General features: G+C 57.1%; 16 protein-coding genes and 4 tRNA genes. 18 read left to right on the forward strand and 2 right to left on the reverse strand.

Annotation, left to right across the window (positions count from 1 at the left end; translation table 11 throughout):
• Positions 1-134 precede the first annotated feature (134 nt).
• Positions 135-1,961, reverse strand: a complete 1,827-nt coding sequence (gene typA / locus IT895_RS00680; protein ID WP_199284440.1) for a translational GTPase TypA — start codon at positions 1,959-1,961, stop codon at positions 135-137.
• Between the two features lie 162 nt (positions 1,962-2,123).
• On the opposite strand from typA, the gene IT895_RS00685 reads away from it, so the two are divergent.
• The 16 genes from IT895_RS00685 to rpsG all read left to right on the forward strand — a co-directional run bounded on the left by IT895_RS00685 (position 2,124) and on the right by rpsG (position 17,941).
• Positions 2,124-3,110 (forward strand): biotin--[acetyl-CoA-carboxylase] ligase, encoded by a 987-nt coding sequence (locus tag IT895_RS00685; RefSeq protein ID WP_199284441.1) that lies wholly within the window; start codon positions 2,124-2,126, stop codon positions 3,108-3,110.
• Positions 3,107-3,946 (forward strand): type III pantothenate kinase, encoded by an 840-nt coding sequence (locus IT895_RS00690; RefSeq protein ID WP_085917607.1) that lies wholly within the window; start codon positions 3,107-3,109, stop codon positions 3,944-3,946. Before IT895_RS00685 ends, IT895_RS00690 begins: the two co-directional genes overlap by 4 nt.
• Positions 3,947-4,093: 147 nt before the next feature.
• Positions 4,094-4,177: transfer RNA gene (locus IT895_RS00695), tRNA-Tyr, on the forward strand.
• Positions 4,178-4,280: 103 nt separating this feature from the next.
• Positions 4,281-4,354 (forward strand) — tRNA-Gly (locus IT895_RS00700).
• A gap of 28 nt (positions 4,355-4,382) precedes the next feature.
• Positions 4,383-4,457: transfer RNA gene (locus IT895_RS00705), tRNA-Thr, on the forward strand.
• Between the two features lie 160 nt (positions 4,458-4,617).
• Positions 4,618-4,693, forward strand: a tRNA-Trp gene (locus IT895_RS00710).
• Positions 4,694-4,766: 73 nt separating this feature from the next.
• Complete coding sequence (gene secE, locus IT895_RS00715) at positions 4,767-5,150, forward strand: preprotein translocase subunit SecE (protein WP_085917608.1); 384 nt, start codon at positions 4,767-4,769, stop codon at positions 5,148-5,150.
• 8 nt (positions 5,151-5,158) lie between these two features.
• Entirely contained in the window at positions 5,159-5,692 is a 534-nt protein-coding gene (gene nusG, locus IT895_RS00720; protein WP_066318615.1) for a transcription termination/antitermination protein NusG, read from the forward strand.
• A gap of 140 nt (positions 5,693-5,832) precedes the next feature.
• Entirely contained in the window at positions 5,833-6,264 is a 432-nt protein-coding gene (gene rplK / locus IT895_RS00725; protein WP_085917609.1) for a 50S ribosomal protein L11, read from the forward strand.
• 2 nt (positions 6,265-6,266) lie between these two features.
• Positions 6,267-6,959, forward strand: coding sequence for a 50S ribosomal protein L1 (gene rplA / locus IT895_RS00730; protein ID WP_066318611.1), 693 nt, complete (start codon positions 6,267-6,269; stop codon positions 6,957-6,959).
• Between the two features lie 304 nt (positions 6,960-7,263).
• Complete coding sequence (gene rplJ / locus IT895_RS00735; RefSeq protein ID WP_066318608.1) at positions 7,264-7,764, forward strand: 50S ribosomal protein L10; 501 nt, start codon at positions 7,264-7,266, stop codon at positions 7,762-7,764.
• Positions 7,765-7,858: 94 nt separating this feature from the next.
• Positions 7,859-8,230: a 50S ribosomal protein L7/L12 gene (rplL, locus tag IT895_RS00740; RefSeq protein ID WP_066318605.1), complete on the forward strand. Its 372-nt coding sequence runs from the start codon at positions 7,859-7,861 to the stop codon at positions 8,228-8,230.
• Between the two features lie 252 nt (positions 8,231-8,482).
• Positions 8,483-12,559, forward strand: a complete 4,077-nt coding sequence (gene rpoB, locus IT895_RS00745; protein WP_199284442.1) for a DNA-directed RNA polymerase subunit beta — start codon at positions 8,483-8,485, stop codon at positions 12,557-12,559.
• A 10-nt stretch (positions 12,560-12,569) separates the two neighbouring features.
• Positions 12,570-16,784, forward strand: a complete 4,215-nt coding sequence (gene rpoC, locus IT895_RS00750; RefSeq protein WP_085917612.1) for a DNA-directed RNA polymerase subunit beta' — start codon at positions 12,570-12,572, stop codon at positions 16,782-16,784.
• Positions 16,785-16,947: 163 nt separating this feature from the next.
• Positions 16,948-17,322, forward strand: a complete 375-nt coding sequence (gene rpsL, locus IT895_RS00755) for a 30S ribosomal protein S12 (RefSeq protein ID WP_066318585.1) — start codon at positions 16,948-16,950, stop codon at positions 17,320-17,322.
• A 148-nt stretch (positions 17,323-17,470) separates the two neighbouring features.
• Complete coding sequence (gene rpsG, locus IT895_RS00760) at positions 17,471-17,941, forward strand: 30S ribosomal protein S7 (RefSeq protein WP_027337504.1); 471 nt, start codon at positions 17,471-17,473, stop codon at positions 17,939-17,941.
• 59 nt (positions 17,942-18,000) lie between these two features.
• Here rpsG and IT895_RS19485 read toward each other — a convergent pair whose 3' ends face one another.
• The gene (locus IT895_RS19485) at positions 18,001-18,132 is read right to left on the reverse strand and encodes a hypothetical protein (RefSeq protein ID WP_267905858.1); all 132 of its coding nucleotides are present in this window, start codon (positions 18,130-18,132) and stop codon (positions 18,001-18,003) included.
• A 1-nt stretch (position 18,133) separates the two neighbouring features.
• On the opposite strand from IT895_RS19485, the gene fusA reads away from it, so the two are divergent.
• Positions 18,134-20,257, forward strand: a complete 2,124-nt coding sequence (gene fusA, locus IT895_RS00765) for an elongation factor G (protein WP_085917613.1) — start codon at positions 18,134-18,136, stop codon at positions 20,255-20,257.
• A gap of 29 nt (positions 20,258-20,286) precedes the next feature.
• Positions 20,287-21,480, forward strand: coding sequence for an elongation factor Tu (tuf, locus tag IT895_RS00770; protein ID WP_085917614.1), 1,194 nt, complete (start codon positions 20,287-20,289; stop codon positions 21,478-21,480).
• Positions 21,481-21,547 lie beyond the last annotated feature (67 nt).

Consider the following 21,547-nt stretch of genomic DNA (forward strand, 5'->3'; position numbering starts at 1 on the left):
GCTACACCGCAGCGGCTTTCCAGCGAGTAACCGTTAAGGTTGCGTTGGGGGAACCCCTTGGCAAACGTGCGTGGTCAACATGTCAGGGGTGTGGCAGGCAAAAAAAAGCCCGCTGCTAAGCGGGCTTCGAGAACTTACTTCTTGCTGGAGCGTTTGCGCTCGTTTTCCTTGAGCAGCTTCTTGCGCAGACGAATATGGTTCGGCGTTACTTCCACCAGCTCGTCGGAGTCAAGGAACTCGATGGCCTGCTCCAGGGTGAAGTTGATCGGCGGCGTCAGCACGATATTTTCATCGTTACCTGTTGAGCGCATGTTATCGAGCTTTTTACCCTTGGTCGGGTTGACCACCATGTCGTTGGCACGGTTGTTGATGCCGATCAGCATGCCTTCGTAGACTTCGGTGGCGTGGTCGACGATCAGCTTGCCGCGTTCCTGAAGGGTGTAAAGCGCATAGGCCAGTGCCTTGCCATCGACCATCGACACCATGACGCCGTTACGACGCTCGATCGAGGCGTCCGGCTTCAGCGGGCCGTAGTGGTCAAAGCGGCTGGTCAGGATGCCGGTGCCCGAGGTCAGGGTCAAAAACTGACCGCGGAAGCCGATCAGGCCACGCGCCGGGATGATGAAGTCCAGGCGAACGCGACCCTTGCCGTCCGGATTCATGTTGGTCATTTCACCCTTGCGGTAGCCAAGCTCTTCCATGATGGCGCCCTGGTGCTGCTCCTCGCAGTCGATGATGACTTCTTCGTAGGGCTCCTGCTGTTCGCCGTCGATTTCACGGATGATCACCTCGGGGCGGCCAACGGCCAGCTCAAAGCCTTCACGACGCATGGATTCGATCAATACGGACAGGTGCAGTTCGCCACGCCCGGAGACCTTGAATTTCTCCGGCGTTTCGCCTTGTTCAACGCGCAGCGCCACGTTGTGGATGAGTTCCTGTTCCAGGCGGTCCTTGATATTGCGGCTGGTCACGAACTTGCCGTCTTTACCAGCAAACGGCGAGTCGTTGACCTGGAAGGTCATCGAGACTGTCGGCTCGTCAACGGTCAACGGCGGCAGCGCTTCGACGGCGTTCACGTCGCACAGGGTGTCGGAAATCGCCAGATTCTCGATGCCGGTGATGCAGATGATATCGCCTGCAGTGGCTTCGTCGGTCTGTACGCGATCGAGGCCCATATGGGTCATTACCTGGCCGATCTTGCCCTTGCGTGACTGGCCTTCCTTGGTTACCACGGTAATCTGCTGGTTCGGCTTGACGCTGCCGCGGCTGATGCGGCCGAGGCCGATGACGCCGACGTAGCTGTTGTAGTCCAGTGCGGAAATCTGCATCTGGAACGGTCCGTCATTCTCGACCTTGGGCGGTTCGACGATATCGACAATCGACTGGAACATGGGGGACATGTCGTCTGCCAGCTCTTCCGGGTCGGGGCCGGCAATGCCGTTCAAGGCAGAGCAATAGATAATCGGGAAGTCGAGCTGGTCGTCGGAAGCGCCCAGGTTATCAAACAGATCAAAGATCTGGTCGATCACCCAGTCGGGACGCGCGCCGGGGCGGTCAATCTTGTTGACCACGACGATAGGCTTCAGGCCACGGTCAAACGCTTTCTGGGTAACAAAGCGGGTCTGCGGCATCGGGCCATCAACGGCGTCAACGAGTAGCAATACCGAGTCCACCATCGACATGACGCGCTCGACCTCACCGCCGAAATCGGCGTGTCCGGGCGTGTCCACGATATTGATGTGGTAGTCAGTGCCGTTGCCGTCCTGCCACTTGATCGCCGTATTTTTGGCCAGGATGGTGATGCCACGCTCCTTTTCCTGGTCATTGGAGTCCATGATCCGCTCTTGCCCTTCGGCTTTGCGGTCGAGCGTGCCGGACTGGCTCAAAAGTTTATCGACCAGGGTGGTTTTACCGTGGTCAACGTGGGCGATAATGGCAATGTTGCGAAGATTCTCGATCACGACGCGATCCTGCTAGAAAAATAGGGCGGCATTATAGGGTCTCGGTGCGGTCTACTACCAGCACTGTATTGTGCAAGGCATCAATAGATTAACTTTGGGCAGTAGTTTTCGCGCTGCTGGCGCATCCGGTAAGATAGACGTTTTCCCAGATGGGGCAAGGACATGAGCATCGGCAACCTGGTGCGGCTGCTAAGCGATGGCGAGGTTCATTCCGGTGAACAATTGGGCGAGGCGCTAGGCGTTTCACGCGCTGCCGTCTGGAAGCAGCTGAAAAAGTTAGAGGCGCTCGGCGTGTCGCTGGTGGCGGTCAAGGGGCGCGGCTATCGCCTTGCCCAGCCGTTGGAGCCGCTTGTCGGAGCAAAAATCGTGGAGCGCCTTCCCGCCTCCGCTCGCCATCACCTTGCCCGCCTGTTTGTCGAAGACCAACTGCCTTCGAGCAATGCCTACCTGCGTGAGCGGTTTGAGCAGGGGGCTGGCCACGCAGAGGTGTGCCTGGTCGAGTTGCAAACGGCGGGGCGTGGTCGACGAGGGCGGGTATGGACTACGCCCTGGGGGCAAAGCCTGATGCTCTCGGTTGGCTGGCGCTTTGAAGCGGGTGTCAATGCCCTGGAAGGCTTGAGCCTGGCCGTTGGCGTGGTAGTTGCCCAGGTGCTTGAACAGCATGGTGTCGCCCCTCGGCTGAAATGGCCCAATGATATTTTACTGCCCCAGCGCGACAGCGATGAGTTGGGCAAGCTGGCGGGTATATTGGTGGAAGTGACCGGGGACGCGGCCGGCCCGTGCGAGGTCGTGATAGGCATGGGGATGAACCTCTCGCTGCCCGAGGCAATGCGTGATGCCATTGAACAGCCGGTAGCGGCACTGTTTGATGACTTGCCGTCGCTTTCCCGTAACCAGCTGGCAGCGGATGTTGTGGCGGGGCTGCTCGCCATGCTGGCGGGGTTTGAACAACAAGGGTTTGCATCCTGGCGCGCGGCCTGGAATGAGCGGCATGCTTATGCTGACCAACCCATTCGCGTCACTCAGGGTAGTCAGGTTTACGAGGCTGTCGCGTGCGATGTGGACGATAGCGGCAGCCTGTGGGTAACGGCATCAGGGCAGTCAAAGCGCTTGTCGGGCGGTGAAATCAGCGTACGTAGGCGCTTATGATTCTAGATCTAGATATTGGCAATACCTTGTCCAAGTGGCGCCTGAAAGACGCTGACAGCAGTGAGATACGGTCACGGGGCGCTGTATGGACACGTGAGGAATGGCGGCCCGGGGCTGATATACCCGACCTCGACGTGGTCGAAGCTGTGCGCATTTCAAGTGTTGCCCGGGCGGCCGTACTAGAGGAGACCGTGGGGCTGCTGCGTCGGCGGGTGCGGAATGTCCATGTTGCCCGTTCAACTGCCGAAGCACTGGGCGTGGTCAACGGCTACGAAGAGCCCGAAAGATTAGGTGTCGACCGTTGGCTGGGTGCGCTGGCGGGCTATCAGCTCGCGGGTGGCTGCTGTGCGGTAGACTGTGGTAGTGCCATCACTATCGACTTCGTGCTGCCAGGCGGACAGCACCTGGGTGGCTTTATTGTACCCGGACTGCGCCTGATGAAGGAAAGCCTGAAGCTGGGAACGCGGAACGTGGCCATTGACCCGGAAAGCGAAGCGGACGCTCTGCTGGAGCCAGGGCGGCGAACGGTCGACGCTGTGAACCATGGCATTTACATGGCGGCAGTGAGTGCCATTAACCGCATCTACAGCGAGGTGTGCGATCAGGAAGGCGTGGCCCTGCCAATGCTGCTGACGGGTGGCGACGCCCGCGTGGTCTCGCGGGGGGTGCAGGTGCCCCACGCGGTGTGGCCTGATATGGTCTATGGCGGGCTTGAAGCGCGTTTCCCGCTCACCTTTGCCGAACGCGCGGGTAAGATGGCGGGCGCCCCGCGTGTTCCGGAGCCGGTATCATTGGAAAAAATTCGTGCGGGCCTTGCATTCTCCATGCTGCTTTGACAGAATGCAGCGCGTTCCAAGGCATGCGGCCAGCAAGTTTAGGGTAATAAAATCCTATGTTGTTGAACCCAAAGGTTGTTGCGGTCACTGAAGGTCAAAGTGAGCTTGACACGGCTTTGGAGCTTGGCATAATGTGCCGCCTTAGTTGGAGAGGTTCCCGAGTGGCCAAAGGGAGCAGACTGTAAATCTGCCGCGAAAGCTTCGAAGGTTCGAATCCTTCCCTCTCCACCAGTTTCAAGCGTCAGCGACAAGTGTCGATGCCGTAGAATGAAAGCCGGAAGCGGGCAATATTACGACTAGGCGCGCTGCGGATGATCATTCTGAAGCAAGTTGCGCGGGCGTAGTTCAATGGTAGAACCTCAGCCTTCCAAGCTGATGGTGCGGGTTCGATTCCCGCCGCCCGCTCCAGTTAGGTACTGAGTTGTATAGGTACTTGGCTCATGTAGCTCAGGGGTAGAGCACACCCTTGGTAAGGGTGAGGTCGACGGTTCAAATCCGTCCATGAGCTCCATATTCAAAAAAGCGAGCGATGCTCGCTTTTTTTGTCGCTGCCGCCAGTTGCTTGATGAAAGTGGTTGGCGTGAGCAAGGGTTGTCAAGCGGCTTTTTGTCCGCTATTATGACGCCCGCTGTTGCGTAGGCTGGAGAGCTTGTCTACGTAAATATTGATACAGGCCAGTAGCTCAATTGGCAGAGCAGCGGTCTCCAAAACCGCAGGTTGGGGGTTCGATTCCCTCCTGGCCTGCCAATCTTCCCCAGATTGGTATGTCTTTTTCAAGAATTCCTTTGTCGCTTGCTGCACCCTGAGGAGTCTCGTTTTTATGAAGCCGAGTTCTGTAAAACATGGCGCTGAGGTGCAACAGTCGCGCCATGACGGGCTCAAGTGGGCTGCAGTCATTGCGTTGCTTGTCGTTGCCGTTGTAGGTAATACCTATTTTGCCGATATTGGCCTGATCTACCGCGTGCTGGGCGTCGTGGTGTTGTGTGTCGCAGCTGGTCTGCTGGCACTTACCACGACCAAGGGGCGTGAGTTGGTAGAGCTGGCAATAAGCGCTAAGAAAGAGATTCAGCGCGTTGTATGGCCAACTCGCCCTGAAACCATTCAAACCACGGCGATTGTGCTTGTTGCTGTGCTGGTGGTTGGGTTGATGCTCTGGTTGATTGACACTCTTCTTGGCTGGGCGATGTCCGGCGTTATTGGTTAGGAGCTTGCATGTCCAAACGTTGGTACGTCGTTCACGCCTATTCCGGCTTTGAAAAGCACGTGATGCGCTCCTTGATTGAGCGCGTCAAGATGTACGGCGTGGAAGATCGTTTTGGCGAGATTCTGGTGCCGACTGAAGAAGTCGTTGAAATGCGTGACGGTAAGCGTCGCAAGAGCGAGCGCAAGTTCTACCCCGGCTATGTGCTTGTCGAAATGGAAATGGCCGACGATACCTGGCACCTGGTAAACGAAACGCCCCGTGTAATGGGGTTTATTGGCGGTACCAAGGAAAAGCCAGCGCCCATTACCACGCGGGAGGCTGATGCCATTCTGCGTCGTGTCAAAGACGGCACCGACAGGCCGCGGCCCAAGCACATGTTTGAACCGGGCCAGTCTGTTCGTGTGGTTGACGGTCCCTTTGCTGATTTCAACGGCGTTGTGGAAGAGGTCAATTACGAGAAGAGCCGTCTGCAGGTCAGTGTGCTGATCTTCGGGCGTGCAACGCCTGTCGAACTCGAGTTCGCGCAGGTAGAGAAAGAATAGCAGTCGATACCCTGGCGGGTGTGTCCCGTCAGTCGTTCGTGCTGCGCCATGTTTTGATTTGATTCGTGTCAGGTGACGATGTCGTCATCTGGCTGTTACCGGGGAGCCGAAAGGCGTTATCACCCAACTGGAGTAAAACGATGGCCAAGAAAGTACAGGCTTACATCAAGCTGCAGGTTGCTGCAGGTAAAGCCAATCCAAGTCCGCCCGTCGGCCCGGCACTGGGTCAGCACGGCGTGAACATCATGGAATTCTGTAAGGCGTTCAACGCAGAGACTCAGGATATCGAGCCTGGTCTGCCGACGCCTGTCGTGATTACGGTCTACTCTGACCGCAGCTTCTCGTTCATCACCAAGACGCCGCCGGCGGCTGTGCTGCTGAAGAAAGCAGCCGGCATCAAGTCGGGTTCAGGCGAGCCGAACAAGAAGAAGGTCGGCACGGTGACACGCGAACAGCTTGAAGAGATCGCCACAACCAAAGAGCCGGATTTGACAGCGGCTGACATGGACGCAGCGGTCCGCACCATCGCGGGTAGTGCCCGCAGCATGGGCCTCAACGTGGAGGGTCTCTAATCATGGCGAAACTTACCAAGCGTGCCAAGCAGATTCGTGAAAAGGTCGACACCAACAAGGTCTATTCCCTTGAAGAAGCTGTCGCTCTTCTCTCCGAGCTGTCGACGGTCAAGTTCAAGGAGTCTGTCGACGTGGCGATCAACCTGGGTGTTGACCCGCGTAAATCAGACCAGGTGGTGCGTGGCGCTACTGTCATGCCTAACGGCACCGGCAAAGATGTGCGCGTTGCGGTCTTTACCCAGGGTGCCAATGCCGATGCCGCTAAAGAAGCAGGCGCCGACATTGTGGGCATGGACGATCTGGCCGAACAGGTCAAGAAAGGCGTGATGGATTTTGACGTCGTTATCGCCTCTCCGGACGCCATGCGCGTTGTTGGTCAGCTGGGCCAGATTCTGGGGCCGCGCGGCCTGATGCCTAACCCGAAAGTTGGCACCGTTACGCCCGATGTGGCGACGGCGGTTAAAAATGCCAAGGCGGGTCAGGTGCGCTTCCGTACCGACAAGAACGGCATCATCCACACGACAGTTGGTAAAGTGGACTTCGATGCGGCGTCTATCAACGGCAACGTTGAAGCGCTTGTCGCTGACCTGAAGCGTCTCAAGCCGAGTACGTCGAAAGGTATCTACTTTAAGAAAGTCACCCTGTCTACTACCATGGGCCCGGGTTTGACTATCGATCATTCTGCTTACGTATAAGCGGGTGTTCGTGAGGTTTTAGCAACAACCGAGCAATAACTTTGCGGTCCCTCGGTCATGCCGGGGCACCGTCAAAGACCGCAGGTGCCGCACTTTGGATGTATGCAGTAGATGCTGAAAAGTGTGGCTTAATTGCTCAAAGCGCCTGCGCAGATGGTGTGGCCGCCAGTTGGTAACGCTTTTTAGCTAACCGCTTTCTGGTGAGCACCATCCCTAAGGCTTCCAGCGTTGATCGACTGATCACCTGGAAGAGATGGTAACCACCGAGACTTATAACAGGTTTCGGCACGAAGGAGTGATCACTGTGCCACTAGCACTTGAAGGCAAGAAAGCGATTGTTGCCGAGGTCAGTGAAGCGGCCAAGGACGCACTCTCCGTCGTAGTTGCCGATTCTCGCGGTGTGACGGTCAGCAAGATGACCGATCTGCGTAAGCAGGCACGTGAGAATGGCGTCCAGCTGCGTGTTGTCCGCAACACCCTGGCGCGTCGCGCCCTCGAAGGCACCCAGTGGGAATGCCTGACCGAGAGCTTCGTGGGTCCAACTCTGTTGGCCTTCTCGACTGATCATCCGGGCGCTGCCGCTCGTTTGTTCAAAGAGTTTGCCAAAGACGACAAAGACTTCGAAGTCAAAGCGCTGGCCTACGAAGGTGAGCTGATTCCGGCTGCTGACATCGACCGTCTGGCAACCCTGCCGACTTACGATGAAGCAATTGCCAAGCTGATGTCGGTAATGAAAGAAGCCTCCGCTGGCAAGCTGGTTCGCACACTGGCTGCCCTGCGCGACCAGAAAGAAGAAGCGGCTTAAACGCTTTTTCTGCGCAACCTGAGGCTGCTTGAACCGAGCAATGAATCCCGAGTCGTCGGCAAACCGAGACTCCCGCAAAGTTAGGAATGAAACAATGGCACTGACCAAAGACGATATCATCAATGCTGTAGCCGACATGTCCGTCATGGAAGTTGTCGAGCTGATCGAAGCAATGGAAGAAAAATTCGGCGTTACTGCCGCGGCAGCTGTTGTGGCTGGCCCTGGTGGCGGCGAAGCGGCTGTTGAAGAAGAGCAGACCGAATTTGACCTGGTGCTGACCTCTGCTGGTGACAAGAAAGTTAACGTCATCAAAGCGGTACGTGAGATCACCGGTCTTGGCCTTAAGGAAGCTAAGGGTGCCGTTGACGGCGCACCGGCGACCATCAAAGAAGGCATGGCCAAGGAAGACGCTGAAACAGCTAAGACGAAGCTGGAAGAAGCGGGCGCAAGCGTCGAGCTCAAGTAATTCTTGTGCCGATGGCTTTACGCGCTGCGTAAGCTTCCACGGCTGGCGGCGGGAACTCCCGCTGCCGGCCTTTTTCTGTTGTAACTGAACGGTGAAGCAGAATCGTTGTAGTACGGTTATCGCAAGACTGTTATCGATCAAGATTTTCGACGGCGAGCTACCCGATCAGGAGCTTGCTGTTCGCGTCTGACACGGCCGCAGGGCAGATGACCACGCATCGGTCACCCATGGTGAACAAGCTGGGGAATACAGATGGCTTACTCATATACTGAGAAAAAACGCATCCGCAAGGATTTCGGCAAACTGCCACAAGTGATGGATGTGCCTTACTTGCTGGCCATCCAGCTTGATTCCTATTACGACTTCCTCCAGCAAGATCGTTCGCCCGACGAGCGGCACGAGATCGGCCTGCACGCGGCGTTCAAGTCCGTGTTTCCGATTGAGAGCTTCTCCGGTAATGCGGCGCTTGAGTATGTCAGCTACCGGTTCGGTACGCCGGCGTTCGATGTTAAGGAGTGCCAGCTGCGCGGAGTCACGTATTCCGCACCGCTGCGCGTCAAGGTTCGCTTGATCATTTATGATCGCGATTCCTCGAATAAAGCAATCAAAGATATCAAAGAGCAAGAAGTCTACATGGGGGAAATCCCCCTGATGACGGAGAACGGTACTTTTGTGATCAACGGTACCGAGCGGGTCATTGTGTCCCAGCTCCACCGCTCACCCGGTGTTTTCTTCGATCACGACAAAGGCAAGAGTCACTCATCCGGTAAGTTGCTCTATTCCGCCCGAGTGATTCCTTACCGTGGTTCCTGGCTGGACTTCGAATTCGATCCCAAAGACAACGTCTTTGTGCGTATTGACCGCCGCCGTAAACTGCCGGCCACGGTGTTGATGCGTGCGCTGGGCATGAGTGCGGAAGAGATTCTCGACGAATTCTTTGAAACCAGCGTTTTCCACGTTGAAAAGTCTGGTTTTTCAGTGGAACTGGTGCCGTCGCGTCTGCGCGGCGAAACGGCCACCTTCGATATCAAGGATGGCAACGGAGAGACCATCGTTGAAGAAGGTCGCCGGATTACCCAGAAGCATATCCGCCAGCTCGAAAAAGCCGGGCTTGAGCGGCTGGATGTGCCGATGGAGTACCTGTTCGGCAAAACCCTGGCCAAGGACCAGATCGACAGCAAGACTGGCGAGCTGATCTGCCCGTGTAATACCGAAATTACCCCGGACGTGCTGGAAGCCATGGCCAAGGGCGGTATCAAGCGGATTGAAACGCTGTATACCAACGACCTGGACTGTGGTTCGTTTATTTCCGACACGCTGAAACTGGACACTACAGGGTCGCAGTTGGAAGCGCTGGTGGAAATCTACCGCATGATGCGCCCCGGTGAGCCGCCTACCAAGGAAGCCGCCGAGACGCTGTTCCACAATCTGTTCTTCACTGAGGACCGCTACGACCTGTCGGGCGTGGGTCGCATGAAGTTCAATCGTCGCTTACGCAACGAAGGCGATACCGGTTCCGGCATCCTGGATCGTAAAGACATCCTCGACGTCCTTCGTGAGCTGATCAACATCCGCAACGGCTTTGGCGACGTTGACGATATCGATCACCTGGGTAACCGCCGTATTCGCTGCGTTGGCGAAATGGCCGAAAACCAGTTCCGTGTCGGTCTGGTGCGCGTTGAGCGCGCGGTGAAAGAGCGTCTTTCCATGGCGGAAAGTGAAGGCCTGATGCCGCAAGACCTGATCAACGCCAAGCCGGTGGCAGCGGCGGTGAAAGAGTTCTTTGGCTCTAGCCAGCTTTCGCAGTTCATGGACCAGAACAACCCGCTTTCGGAGGTGACTCACAAGCGCCGTGTTTCAGCGCTCGGCCCGGGTGGTTTGACCCGTGAGCGTGCCGGCTTCGAAGTGCGCGACGTACACGCCACGCACTATGGTCGCCTGTGCCCGATCGAAACGCCGGAAGGCCCGAACATCGGCCTGATCAACTCGCTGGCCACCTACAGCCACACCAACAGCTACGGTTTCCTGGAAACGCCTTATCGCAAGGTAGTGAACCGTCAGTTGACCGACGATATTGTTCACCTCTCGGCAATCGAAGAAGGTGACTATGTTATTGCCCAGGCATCAGCGGCCGTGGATGAGTCCGGCAAGCTGAGCGACGATCTGGTGCAGGCCCGTCACAAGGGCGAAACCACCTTCATGCGCCCTGAGCAGGTCACGCTGATGGATGTCTCGCCGCGCCAGGTGGTATCGGTGGCAGCGGCATTGATTCCGTTCCTTGAGCACGATGATGCCAACCGTGCCTTGATGGGTTCCAACATGCAGCGTCAGGCGGTGCCTACACTGCGTGCCGAGAAGCCACTGGTGGGTACCGGCATGGAGCGCTTCGTTGCCCGTGACTCCGGTGTCTGTGCCGTAGCTCGTCGTGGCGGGGTGATTGATTCCGTTGATGCACGTCGTGTGGTAGTAAGGGTCAATGAAGACGAGATCATCGGCGGCGAAGCCGGGGTCGATATCTACAACCTGACCAAGTACACCCGCTCGAACCAGAATACCTGCATGAACCAGCGCCCCATCGTGCGGCCTGGTGACGACGTGGCGCGTGGCGATATCCTCGCCGACGGCCCGTCGGTGGACATGGGCGATCTGGCGCTGGGTCAGAACATGCGCATCGCTTTCATGCCCTGGAACGGCTACAACTTCGAGGATTCCATCCTGCTTTCCGAGCGGGCGGCCCAAGAAGACCGTTTCACCACCATTCACATCCAGGAACTGACCAGCGTATCGCGCGACACCAAGTTGGGCCCGGAAGAGATTACGTCGGATATCCCCAACGTCGGTGAGTCGGCGCTTGGCAAACTGGACGATGCCGGTGTTGTCTACATTGGTGCCGAAGTGGGCCCGGGCGACATCCTGGTCGGTAAGGTAACGCCCAAAGGCGAAACCCAGCTGACGCCGGAAGAAAAGCTGCTACGTGCCATCTTCGGCGAGAAAGCGTCTGACGTAAAAGACACCTCGCTACGTGCCCCCACCGGCATGAAAGGCACCGTTATCGACGTTCAGGTGTTTACCCGTGACGGCGTCGAGAAAGACTCCAGGGCGCTTGCGATCGAGCAAATGCAGCTGGATGAGGTACGTAAGGATCTGCAGGAAACCTATCGTATCGCTGAAGACGCAACCTTCGAGCGTCTCAAGCGGACCCTGGAAGGCCAGGTGGTTAACGGTGGCCCGAACCTCAAGAAAGGCGATACCCTTGATGCGGCGTACCTTGACGAGCTGCCGCGTCAGCAGTGGTTCAAGTTACGCATGCAGGATGAGAGCGTTAACGAGCTGCTGGCCCAGGCCGATGAGCAGCTGGAAAATCGCCGCAAAGAAATGGACGAGCGCTTTGAAGACAAGAAGCGCAAGCTGACCCAGGGCGATGATCTTGCACCGGGCGTGCTCAAGATCGTCAAGGTTTACATGGCCGTCAAGCGCCGCATTCAGCCGGGCGACAAGATGGCTGGCCGCCACGGTAACAAGGGTGTTATCTCGGCGATCATGCCCATCGAAGACATGCCGTTCGACGAGCAAGGCGAGCCGGTTGACGTAGTGCTGAACCCCTTGGGTGTACCGTCGCGGATGAACGTGGGTCAGATTCTCGAAACCCACCTGGGCATGGCGGCGCGTGGTCTAGGCGTCAAGATCGAAGCCATGTTGCGCGATGCCCGTGAACAGCAAGTGGCCGAGATCCGCGACTTCCTGGGGCAGGTATACAACACGCCAGGCACGCGGGTCGAAGACATCGATTCGCTGAGTGATGACGAAGTCATTGCGCTGGCGAAAAACCTCAAGGCGGGCGTGCCCATGGCAACGCCGGTGTTTGACGGTGCTCAAGAGCACGAAATCAAGCACCTGCTCAAGCTGGCGGACATTCCCGAGTCGGGTCAGATGATATTGTACGACGGACGTAGCGGTGATGCCTTTGACCGCCCTGTTACCGTTGGCTACATGTACATGCTCAAGCTGAACCACTTGGTCGACGATAAGATGCATGCGCGTTCTACCGGTTCTTACTCGCTCGTCACCCAGCAGCCGCTGGGCGGTAAAGCGCAGTTCGGTGGTCAGCGCTTTGGTGAGATGGAAGTGTGGGCGCTGGAAGCTTATGGCGCGGCCTACACGCTGCAAGAGATGCTCACCGTCAAATCGGACGACGTCGAAGGACGCACCAAGATGTATAAGAACATCGTGGATGGCGACCACACCATGCAGGCAGGCATGCCGGAATCCTTCAACGTACTCGTGAAGGAAATCCGCTCGCTGGGCATCGATATCGAGTTAGAGAGCTAGGAGCCGTCCCATGAAAGATTTGGTGAAAGTACTCAAATCGCAATCTCAGTCCGAAGAGTTTGACGCGATCAAGATTACCCTGGCGTCGCCGGACATGATTCGCTCCTGGTCTTTCGGCGAGGTGAAGAAGCCCGAGACCATCAACTACCGGACCTTCAAGCCGGAGCGGGATGGTCTGTTCTGCGCCAAGATCTTCGGCCCGGTCAAGGACTACGAGTGTCTGTGCGGCAAGTATAAGCGCATGAAGCACCGCGGTATTATCTGCGAGAAGTGCGGTGTTGAAGTGACCAAGGCCGCCGTGCGTCGTGAGCGTATGGGGCACATTGAGCTCGCCTCCCCGGTGGCTCACATCTGGTTCCTGAAATCACTGCCGTCGCGCATCGGCATGTTCCTCGATATGACCCTGCGTGATATCGAGCGCGTGCTGTACTTTGAAAGCTTTGTCGTCATCGATCCGGGCATGACCACGCTGGAGCGCGGTCAGCTGCTGAACGACGAGCAGTATTTCGAAGCGCTGGAAGAGTTCGGCGACGATTTCGATGCCCGTATGGGTGCCGAAGCCGTCCAGGAGCTGCTCAAGGACATCGATCTGGAAGAAGAGATCAATCATCTGCGCGAAGAAATTCCGCAGACCAACTCTGAAACCAAGATCAAGAAGCTCTCCAAGCGTCTGAAGTTGCTGGAAGCCTTCTACCACTCCGGCAACGCGCCGGCGTGGATGGTCATGGAAGTGCTGCCCGTGCTGCCGCCGGACTTGCGTCCGTTGGTGCCGCTCGACGGTGGCCGCTTCGCGACCTCGGATCTCAACGACCTTTACCGTCGAGTGATCAACCGTAACAACCGCCTCAAGCGGCTGCTCGATCTCAATGCGCCGGACATCATCGTGCGCAACGAGAAGCGCATGCTCCAGGAAGCGGTCGATGCATTGTTGGATAACGGCCGCCGCGGCCGTGCGATTACCGGTACCAACAAGCGTCCGCTGAAATCGCTCGCCGACATGATCAAAGGCAAGCAAGGCCGTTTCCGCCAGAACCTGCTGGGTAAGCGCGTCGACTACTCGGGCCGTTCGGTGATTACCGTGGGTCCGACGCTGCGTCTGCACCAGTGCGGTCTGCCCAAGAAGATGGCATTGGAGCTGTTCAAGCCGTTTATCTACTCCAAGCTTCAGTCGCTTGACTACGCGTCAACGATCAAAGCGGCCAAGAAGATGGTCGAGCGCGAACTGCCGGAAGTGTGGGATATCCTCGCCGACGTTATCCGCGAGCATCCGGTCATGCTTAACCGCGCACCGACGCTGCACCGTCTGGGTATCCAGGCGTTTGAACCGCTGCTGATCGAAGGTAAGGCCATCCAGCTGCACCCGCTGGTGTGTGCTGCCTACAATGCCGACTTTGATGGTGACCAGATGGCGGTACACGTACCGCTGACCCTGGAAGCCCAACTCGAAGCCCGTGCATTGATGATGGCGACCAACAACGTGCTGTCGCCCGCCAACGGCGAGCCGATCATTGTGCCGTCGCAGGACGTTGTTCTGGGTCTTTACTACATGACCCGGGAAAGAATCAACGATAAAGGCGAAGGCATGATCTTTTCCGGCCTCGATGAGGTCGAGCGCGCCTTCGGTACCCAGACGGTATCGCTGCACGCGCGGGTGAAAGTGCGCCTGGACGAAGTGGATGTTGACGAAGAGACCGGGGATCGTTCTCATCACCGCCGTATCTACGACACCACGGTGGGTCGGGCACTGCTGTTCCGCATCCTGCCGGAAGGGGTGCCGTTCGAGCTGATCGATCAGCCGATGAAGAAAAAGGCGATCTCCAGCCTGATCAATGAAGTGTACCGTCGCGCCGGCCTCAAGCCGACCGTCATCTTCGCTGACCAGTTGATGTATACCGGCTTCCGTCTGGCGACGATGTCCGGGGCCTCTATCGGCGTCAACGACTTTGTCATTCCCGAAGCGAAGACAGAAATTGTCGACGCTGCCGAGGCGGAAGTTAAGGAAATCGAAGACCAGTTCTCTTCTGGCCTGGTAACAGCGGGCGAGAAGTACAACAAGGTTATCGACATCTGGTCCAAGGCCAATGACAAAGTCGCCAAGGCGATGATGACCGGTATCTCGAAAGAGACGGTGGTTGATCGCGATGGCAACGAAGTCGAACAGGATTCGTTCAACAGCGTCTTCATCATGGCCGACTCCGGCGCACGTGGCTCCGCCGCCCAGATCCGCCAGCTGGCGGGTATGCGTGGTCTGATGGCCAAGCCGGACGGCTCGATCATCGAAACACCGATCGTCGCCAATTTCCGTGAAGGCCTGAACGTACTGCAGTACTTCATCTCGACCCACGGCGCGCGGAAAGGTCTCGCGGATACGGCCCTGAAGACGGCCAACTCCGGTTACCTGACCCGTCGTCTGGTCGATGTCGCACAGGATCTGGTGATTACCGAGTCCGATTGCGGTACCGAAAACGGCCTGACGTTGCACCCGATCATCGAAGGCGGCGACATCATCGTACCGTTGTCCCAGCGTGTGTTGGGTCGAGTGGTAGCTCAGGACGTAGTCGATCCTGGAACGGATGAAGTCCTTATCCCGCGCGGTACGCTGCTCGATGAAAAATGGTGCGCGTCGCTGGACACCATGGGCGTTGACGAAATTATCGTTCGTTCGACGATTACCTGTGATACGCCGCATGGCGTGTGCTCTGCCTGCTACGGTCGTGACCTGGCTCGCGGTCATCAGGTCAACATCGGTGAATCTGTCGGCGTCATCGCCGCTCAGTCCATCGGTGAACCGGGTACCCAGCTGACCATGCGGACCTTCCACATCGGTGGTGCGGCTTCGCGGACATCGGCAGTGGACAGCGTCCAGGTCAAGCACGGCGGCAAGGTGCGCCTGCACAACATCAAGCACGTTGAGCGTGCCGACGGCAAGCTGGTCGTGGTATCCCGCTCCAGCGCCCTGGCCGTTGCTGACGACCATGGTCGCGAGCGTGAGTACTACAAGCTACCCTACGGTGCAGAGCTTTCCGTGCGTGACGGCGATGTCGTCGATGCCGGTGCAACGGTCGCCAAGTGGGATCCGCACACTCACCCGATCGTTGCCGAAGTGGAAGGTAAGGCGCAGTTCATCGATCTCGACGAGGGTGTCACCATGCACCGTACCGTCGACGAGATGACGGGCCTGTCGTCCATCGAGGTTATCGAAGCTGCGGCACGTCCCATGGCCGGTCGTGACAAGCGCCCGATGGTCATGCTCAAGGATACCGCTGGCGAGTACGTTTCGGTCTCCGGGGCGAATACCCCAGTGCAATACCTGCTGCCGGGTAAATCGATTATTTCCGTTGATGACGGTGCGGCGATCGGTGTGGGTGAAGTGGTTGCCCGTATTCCGGTCGAGGCGTCCGGTAACAAAGACATCACCGGTGGTCTGCCACGCGTGGCTGACTTGTTCGAAGCGCGTAAGCCGAAAGAACCCTCAATCCTGGCCGAGATCAGCGGTGTGGTCAGCTTCGGTAAAGAGACCAAAGGCAAGCGTCGCCTCACGATCACGCCGGAATCCGGTGATCCGTTTGAAGCGCTGATTCCCAAGTGGCGCCAGATTGCCGTGTTTGAGGGCGAGACCGTCGAGAAAGGCGAGGTGATTTCCGACGGGCCGAGCAATCCTCACGATATCCTGCGTCTGCTGGGCGTCGCCGAGCTTGCCAAGTACATCGCCGCCGAAGTTCAGGATGTTTACCGCCTGCAGGGCGTCGGTATCGACGACAAGCACATCGAAGTGATTGTGCGTCAGATGCTGCGCAAGGTGGAAATCACCGACTCTGGCGATTCTGACTTCATCACTGGCGATCAGGCAGAGCTAGTGCGGGTGCTGGAGCAGAACGCAGTACTTGAGAAGGAAGGCAAATTCCCCGCCAAGTATCAGCGCTTGTTGCTGGGTATCACCAAGGCCAGTCTGGCGACCGAATCGTTCATTTCGGCGGCATCGTTCCAGGAAACGACCCGTGTATTGACCGAAGCAGCGGTAACCGGCAAGCGCGATTATCTGCGCGGCCTGAAAGAAAACGTCGTAGTGGGTCGTCTGATTCCGGCAGGTACCGGTCTGACTCACCACGCGGAACGTCGCCGCAAACGCGAAGACGTCGAGCGCCTGTACAATCCCTCGGCGACCGAGGTAGAGCAGGAGCTGGGAGCTCAGTTGACCGCATTGGATTCCGACGACGAGCTCTAACATTGAGACCTGACCCTTTGGCATCATGGTCCTGTCGGTTTAGCGACCGGCAGGACTTGACGTCGGCTAGGGTCAGCCTTTAGAATGCGCAGCCTTTAACAGTGGGGTGGGTACGCCCGCATCCGCTGGAAGGCCAGGCAACCATTGGAGTCAGCTAAACACCATGGCAACGATTAATCAGCTAGTGCGCAAGCCGCGTAAGCGCCCCGTCACCAAGAGTGACGTGCCCGCGCTTCAGGCTTGTCCGCAAAAGCGCGGCGTATGTACGCGCGTTTACACCACCACCCCGAAGAAGCCCAACTCGGCCCTGCGTAAGGTTTGCCGTGTGCGCCTTACCAACGGCTTCGAAGTGGCTTCCTATATCGGTGGTGAAGGTCACAACCTCCAGGAGCACTCTGTTGTGCTGATTCGTGGCGGTCGTGTGAAGGACTTGCCCGGTGTGCGTTATCACACCGTTCGCGGCGCCCTTGACACCTCTGGCGTACAGAATCGGAAGCAGGGTCGTTCCAAGTACGGTACCAAGCGTCCGAAGTCCTAATTCGGTGCTGCGTCGCGTAAGCGGCGTCCGTACGAGATGTTTATCACGCATATGATGGTCTGATAAGAGTAAGGTCGGGCGGCACTTCGCGAAATCGCTTGTGTGAGTTCCGAGTTTACCTGAAGGATCCTTAAATTGAGGGCTTATCATGCCTAGAAGAAGAGTTGTAGCTAAGCGCGAAATCCTGCCGGATCCCAAGTTCGGAAGTGAGCGCCTGGCGAAGTTCATGAACCACCTGATGTTCAGCGGCAAGAAGTCCATAGCTGAGCGCATCGTTTATGGTGCGTTGGACAAGGTTGCCGAGCGTAGTAAAGAAGAGCCGCTGGAGATCTTCGACAAGGCGCTGGAAGCTATCCAGCCGATGGTCGAGGTAAAGTCGCGCCGTGTCGGTGGTGCGACTTATCAGGTGCCGGTTGAAGTTCGTCCGTCACGTCGCCAAGCGCTCGCCATGCGCTGGCTGGTTGACGCGGCGCGTCGTCGCGGTGAGAAAACGATGGTTCAGCGTCTTGCAGGCGAAATGCTGGATGCCGCTGAAGGCAAGGGTTCTGCCGTCAAGAAGCGCGAAGACGTGCATCGTATGGCAGAAGCCAACAAGGCCTTCTCGCACTACCGTTTTTAAGATCGGCGCTTTTAGCATCAGCGTTTTTAAATTCGGCGTTTTCTGGGGATGCTTTTTTGCTACTGCGCCGTGTCGAGATCAGTGAGCGTCAGTTGCAAGATGCCGCCGCTATCATGATTGATGGCGGCGGTGGCATAAGCAAAAAACGCACCTCCAGATTCACGAGCATCGCCAACAAACGGGAGTTCCACCGTGGCACGCAAGACTCCACTAAATCGTTACCGTAATATCGGTATCGTCGCTCACGTCGACGCGGGTAAAACCACGACGACTGAGCGTGTACTGTTCTACACCGGCCTTTCCCACAAAGTGGGTGAGGTGCATGACGGTGCGGCGACCATGGACTGGATGGAGCAGGAGCAGGAGCGTGGTATTACTATCACCTCAGCTGCGACTACCTGTTTCTGGCAGGGCATGAGCAAGCAGTTTCCTGAGCACCGCATCAACATCATCGACACACCGGGGCACGTTGACTTCACCATCGAAGTTGAGCGTTCCCTGCGCGTACTTGATGGGGCGGTTGTCGTACTGTGCGGTTCCTCCGGCGTTCAGCCGCAGACCGAGACAGTATGGCGCCAGGCCAACAAGTACGAAGTGCCGCGCATGGTCTTCGTCAACAAGATGGACCGGACCGGTGCCGACTACTTCATGGTCGTCGACCAGTTGAAAGAGCGCCTGGGTGCCAATGCCGTGCCCATCCAGATCAACTGGGGCACGGAAGAGAACTTCAAGGGCGTCATCGACCTGATCCAGATGAAGGGCATCCTTTGGGACGAAGAGAACCTGGGCATGAATTATGACCTGGTTGATATTCCCGAAGAGCTGGTCGAAACGGCAGAAACCTACCGCGAGCAGATGGTCGAAGCCGCGGCAGAAGGTTCTGATGAGTTGATGGAAAAGTATCTCGAAGGTGGTGAGTTGACCATCGAAGAGATCAAGGCAGGTCTGCGTGCGCGCACCCTGGCTAACGAAATCGTCCTCATCACCTGCGGTTCCGCCTTCAAGAACAAGGGCGTTCAAGCAGTGCTGGACTGCGTCATCGAGTACATGCCGTCGCCGACTGAAGTCAAGGCGATCGAAGGCGAGCTTGATGATAAAGACGGTACTATCGATACCCGTGAAGCGGACGATAATCAGCCGTTTGCTGCCTTGGCGTTCAAGATTGCCACCGACCCCTTTGTGGGTACCCTGACGTTTATTCGCGTCTACTCGGGCGTTTTGAATTCTGGTGATGGCGTCTATAACTCGGTCAAGAGCAAGAAAGAGCGTGTTGGACGTATCGTTCAGATGCACTCGAATTCGCGCGAAGAAATCAAGGAAGTACGCGCGGGCGATATCGCGGCTTGTATCGGTCTGAAAGATGTCACCACCGGGGACACCCTGTGTGATATCAATCACAAGATCGTGCTTGAGCGTATGGAATTCCCCGACCCGGTTATCTCGGTAGCGGTTGAGCCGAAGTCCAAGGCTGACCAGGAAAAGATGGGTGTTGCTCTGGGTAAATTGGCCCAGGAAGACCCGTCCTTCCAGGTGAAAACCGACGAAGAGACTGGTCAGACGATCATTTCGGGAATGGGCGAGCTTCACCTCGATATTCTTGTCGACCGTATGCGTCGCGAGTTCAAGGTAGAAGCCAATATCGGTAAGCCGCAGGTGGCCTACCGTGAAACGATTCGCGGCAGCGTCGAGCAGGAAGGCAAGTTCGTACGCCAGTCTGGCGGTCGTGGTCAATACGGTCACGTTATCATGCGTATCGAGCCGTTGACCTACGAGGAGAAAGGCGAAGGGGATGATGAAATCTTCTTCAAATTCAACTCGGAAATCGTCGGTGGTGTGGTTCCCAAGGAATACATCCCGGCAGTAGAGAAAGGGGCATACGAGCAGCTGAAAAATGGCGTCATTGCGGGTTACCCGATGATTGACGTTAAAGTGACGCTGTTTGATGGCTCCTATCACGACGTGGACTCCAACGAGACTGCGTTCAAGATTGCTTCTTCTATGGCAGTGAAAGAAGGTGCCAGGAAAGCCAAGGCCGTGCTGCTGGAGCCGGTGATGAAGGTCGAAGTCGTGACCCCCGAAGAGTTTATGGGTGACGTCATGGGCGACCTGAACCGTCGTCGCGGCCTGGTCCAGGGCATGGATGATTCCTCGTCTGGTAAAATCATTCGTGCAACGGTGCCGCTGGGTGAGATGTTCGGTTATGCAACCGATCTCCGCTCGCAAACCCAGGGCCGTGCGAGCTACTCTATGGAGTTCGCGAAGTACGAGGAGGCGCCCTCCAGCGTCGTTGAAGCCGTCATCAACCAAAACGGTTAACCGTTAGCTAACGTAAAGAGGTTATAGCAGTGGCTAAGGAAAAATTTGAACGTTCCAAACCGCATATCAACGTCGGCACCATTGGTCACGTCGACCACGGTAAAACGACTCTGACTGCGGCCTTGACCCGCGTTTCCGCTGAAGTATTCGGTGGTGACTGGAGTGAGTTCGACGCCATCGATAACGCGCCGGAAGAGCGTGAGCGCGGTATCACCATCGCGACGTCTCACGTGGAGTACCAGTCCGAGACGCGTCACTACGCACACGTTGACTGCCCGGGGCACGCCGACTACGTCAAGAACATGATCACCGGTGCTGCGCAGATGGACGGCGCAATCCTGGTATGTTCTGCCGCCGACGGCCCGATGCCGCAAACGCGTGAGCACATCCTGCTGTCTCGCCAGGTAGGCGTTCCGTTCATCGTTGTGTTCCTGAACAAGGCGGACATGGTCGATGACGAAGAGCTGCTCGAGCTGGTTGAAATGGAAGTTCGTGAACTTCTCGACCAGTACGATTTCCCGGGTGACGACACGCCGATCATCACTGGTTCTGCGTTGATGGCTCTGGAAGGCAAGGACGACAACGGCATGGGTACGACTGCCGTTGCCAACCTGATCAAGGCGTTGGATGAGTACATTCCGGAGCCTGAGCGTGCCATCGATCAGCCGTTCCTGATGCCGATCGAGGACGTATTCTCTATCTCTGGCCGTGGTACTGTTGTTACCGGTCGTGTAGAGCGCGGCATCATCAAGGCGGGCGAAGAAGTTGAAATCGTCGGTATGCGCGACACGACCAAGACGGTCGTTACCGGTGTTGAAATGTTCCGTAAGCTGCTCGACGAAGGTCGTGCAGGCGAGAACGTTGGCGCCCTGCTGCGTGGTACCAAGCGTGATGACGTTGAGCGTGGTCAGGTTCTGGCGAAAACCGGCACCATCACCCCGCACACCGTCTTTGAAGCAGAAGTCTACGTACTGTCCAAAGAAGAAGGTGGTCGTCACACGCCTTTCTTCAAGGGCTACCGTCCGCAGTTCTACTTCCGTACCACTGACGTCACCGGTACCTGTGAACTGCCGGAAGGCGTTGAGATGGTCATGCCGGGCGACAACGTGAAAATGGTTGTCACCCTGATCGCTCCGATCGCCATGGACGAAGGTTTGCGCTTCGCGATTCGTGAAGGCGGCCGTACCGTTGGCGCTGGCGTTGTGGCCAAAATCATTCAGTAAGTTGATTCGCTGAATGTGAAAGGGGGCTCGTTTGAGCCCCCTTTTCTGCGCACCTCTAGCAAATGTT

Source organism: Halomonas sp. A40-4 (genome assembly GCF_015767635.1).
GTDB classification, from domain to species: domain Bacteria; phylum Pseudomonadota; class Gammaproteobacteria; order Pseudomonadales; family Halomonadaceae; genus Vreelandella; species Vreelandella janggokensis.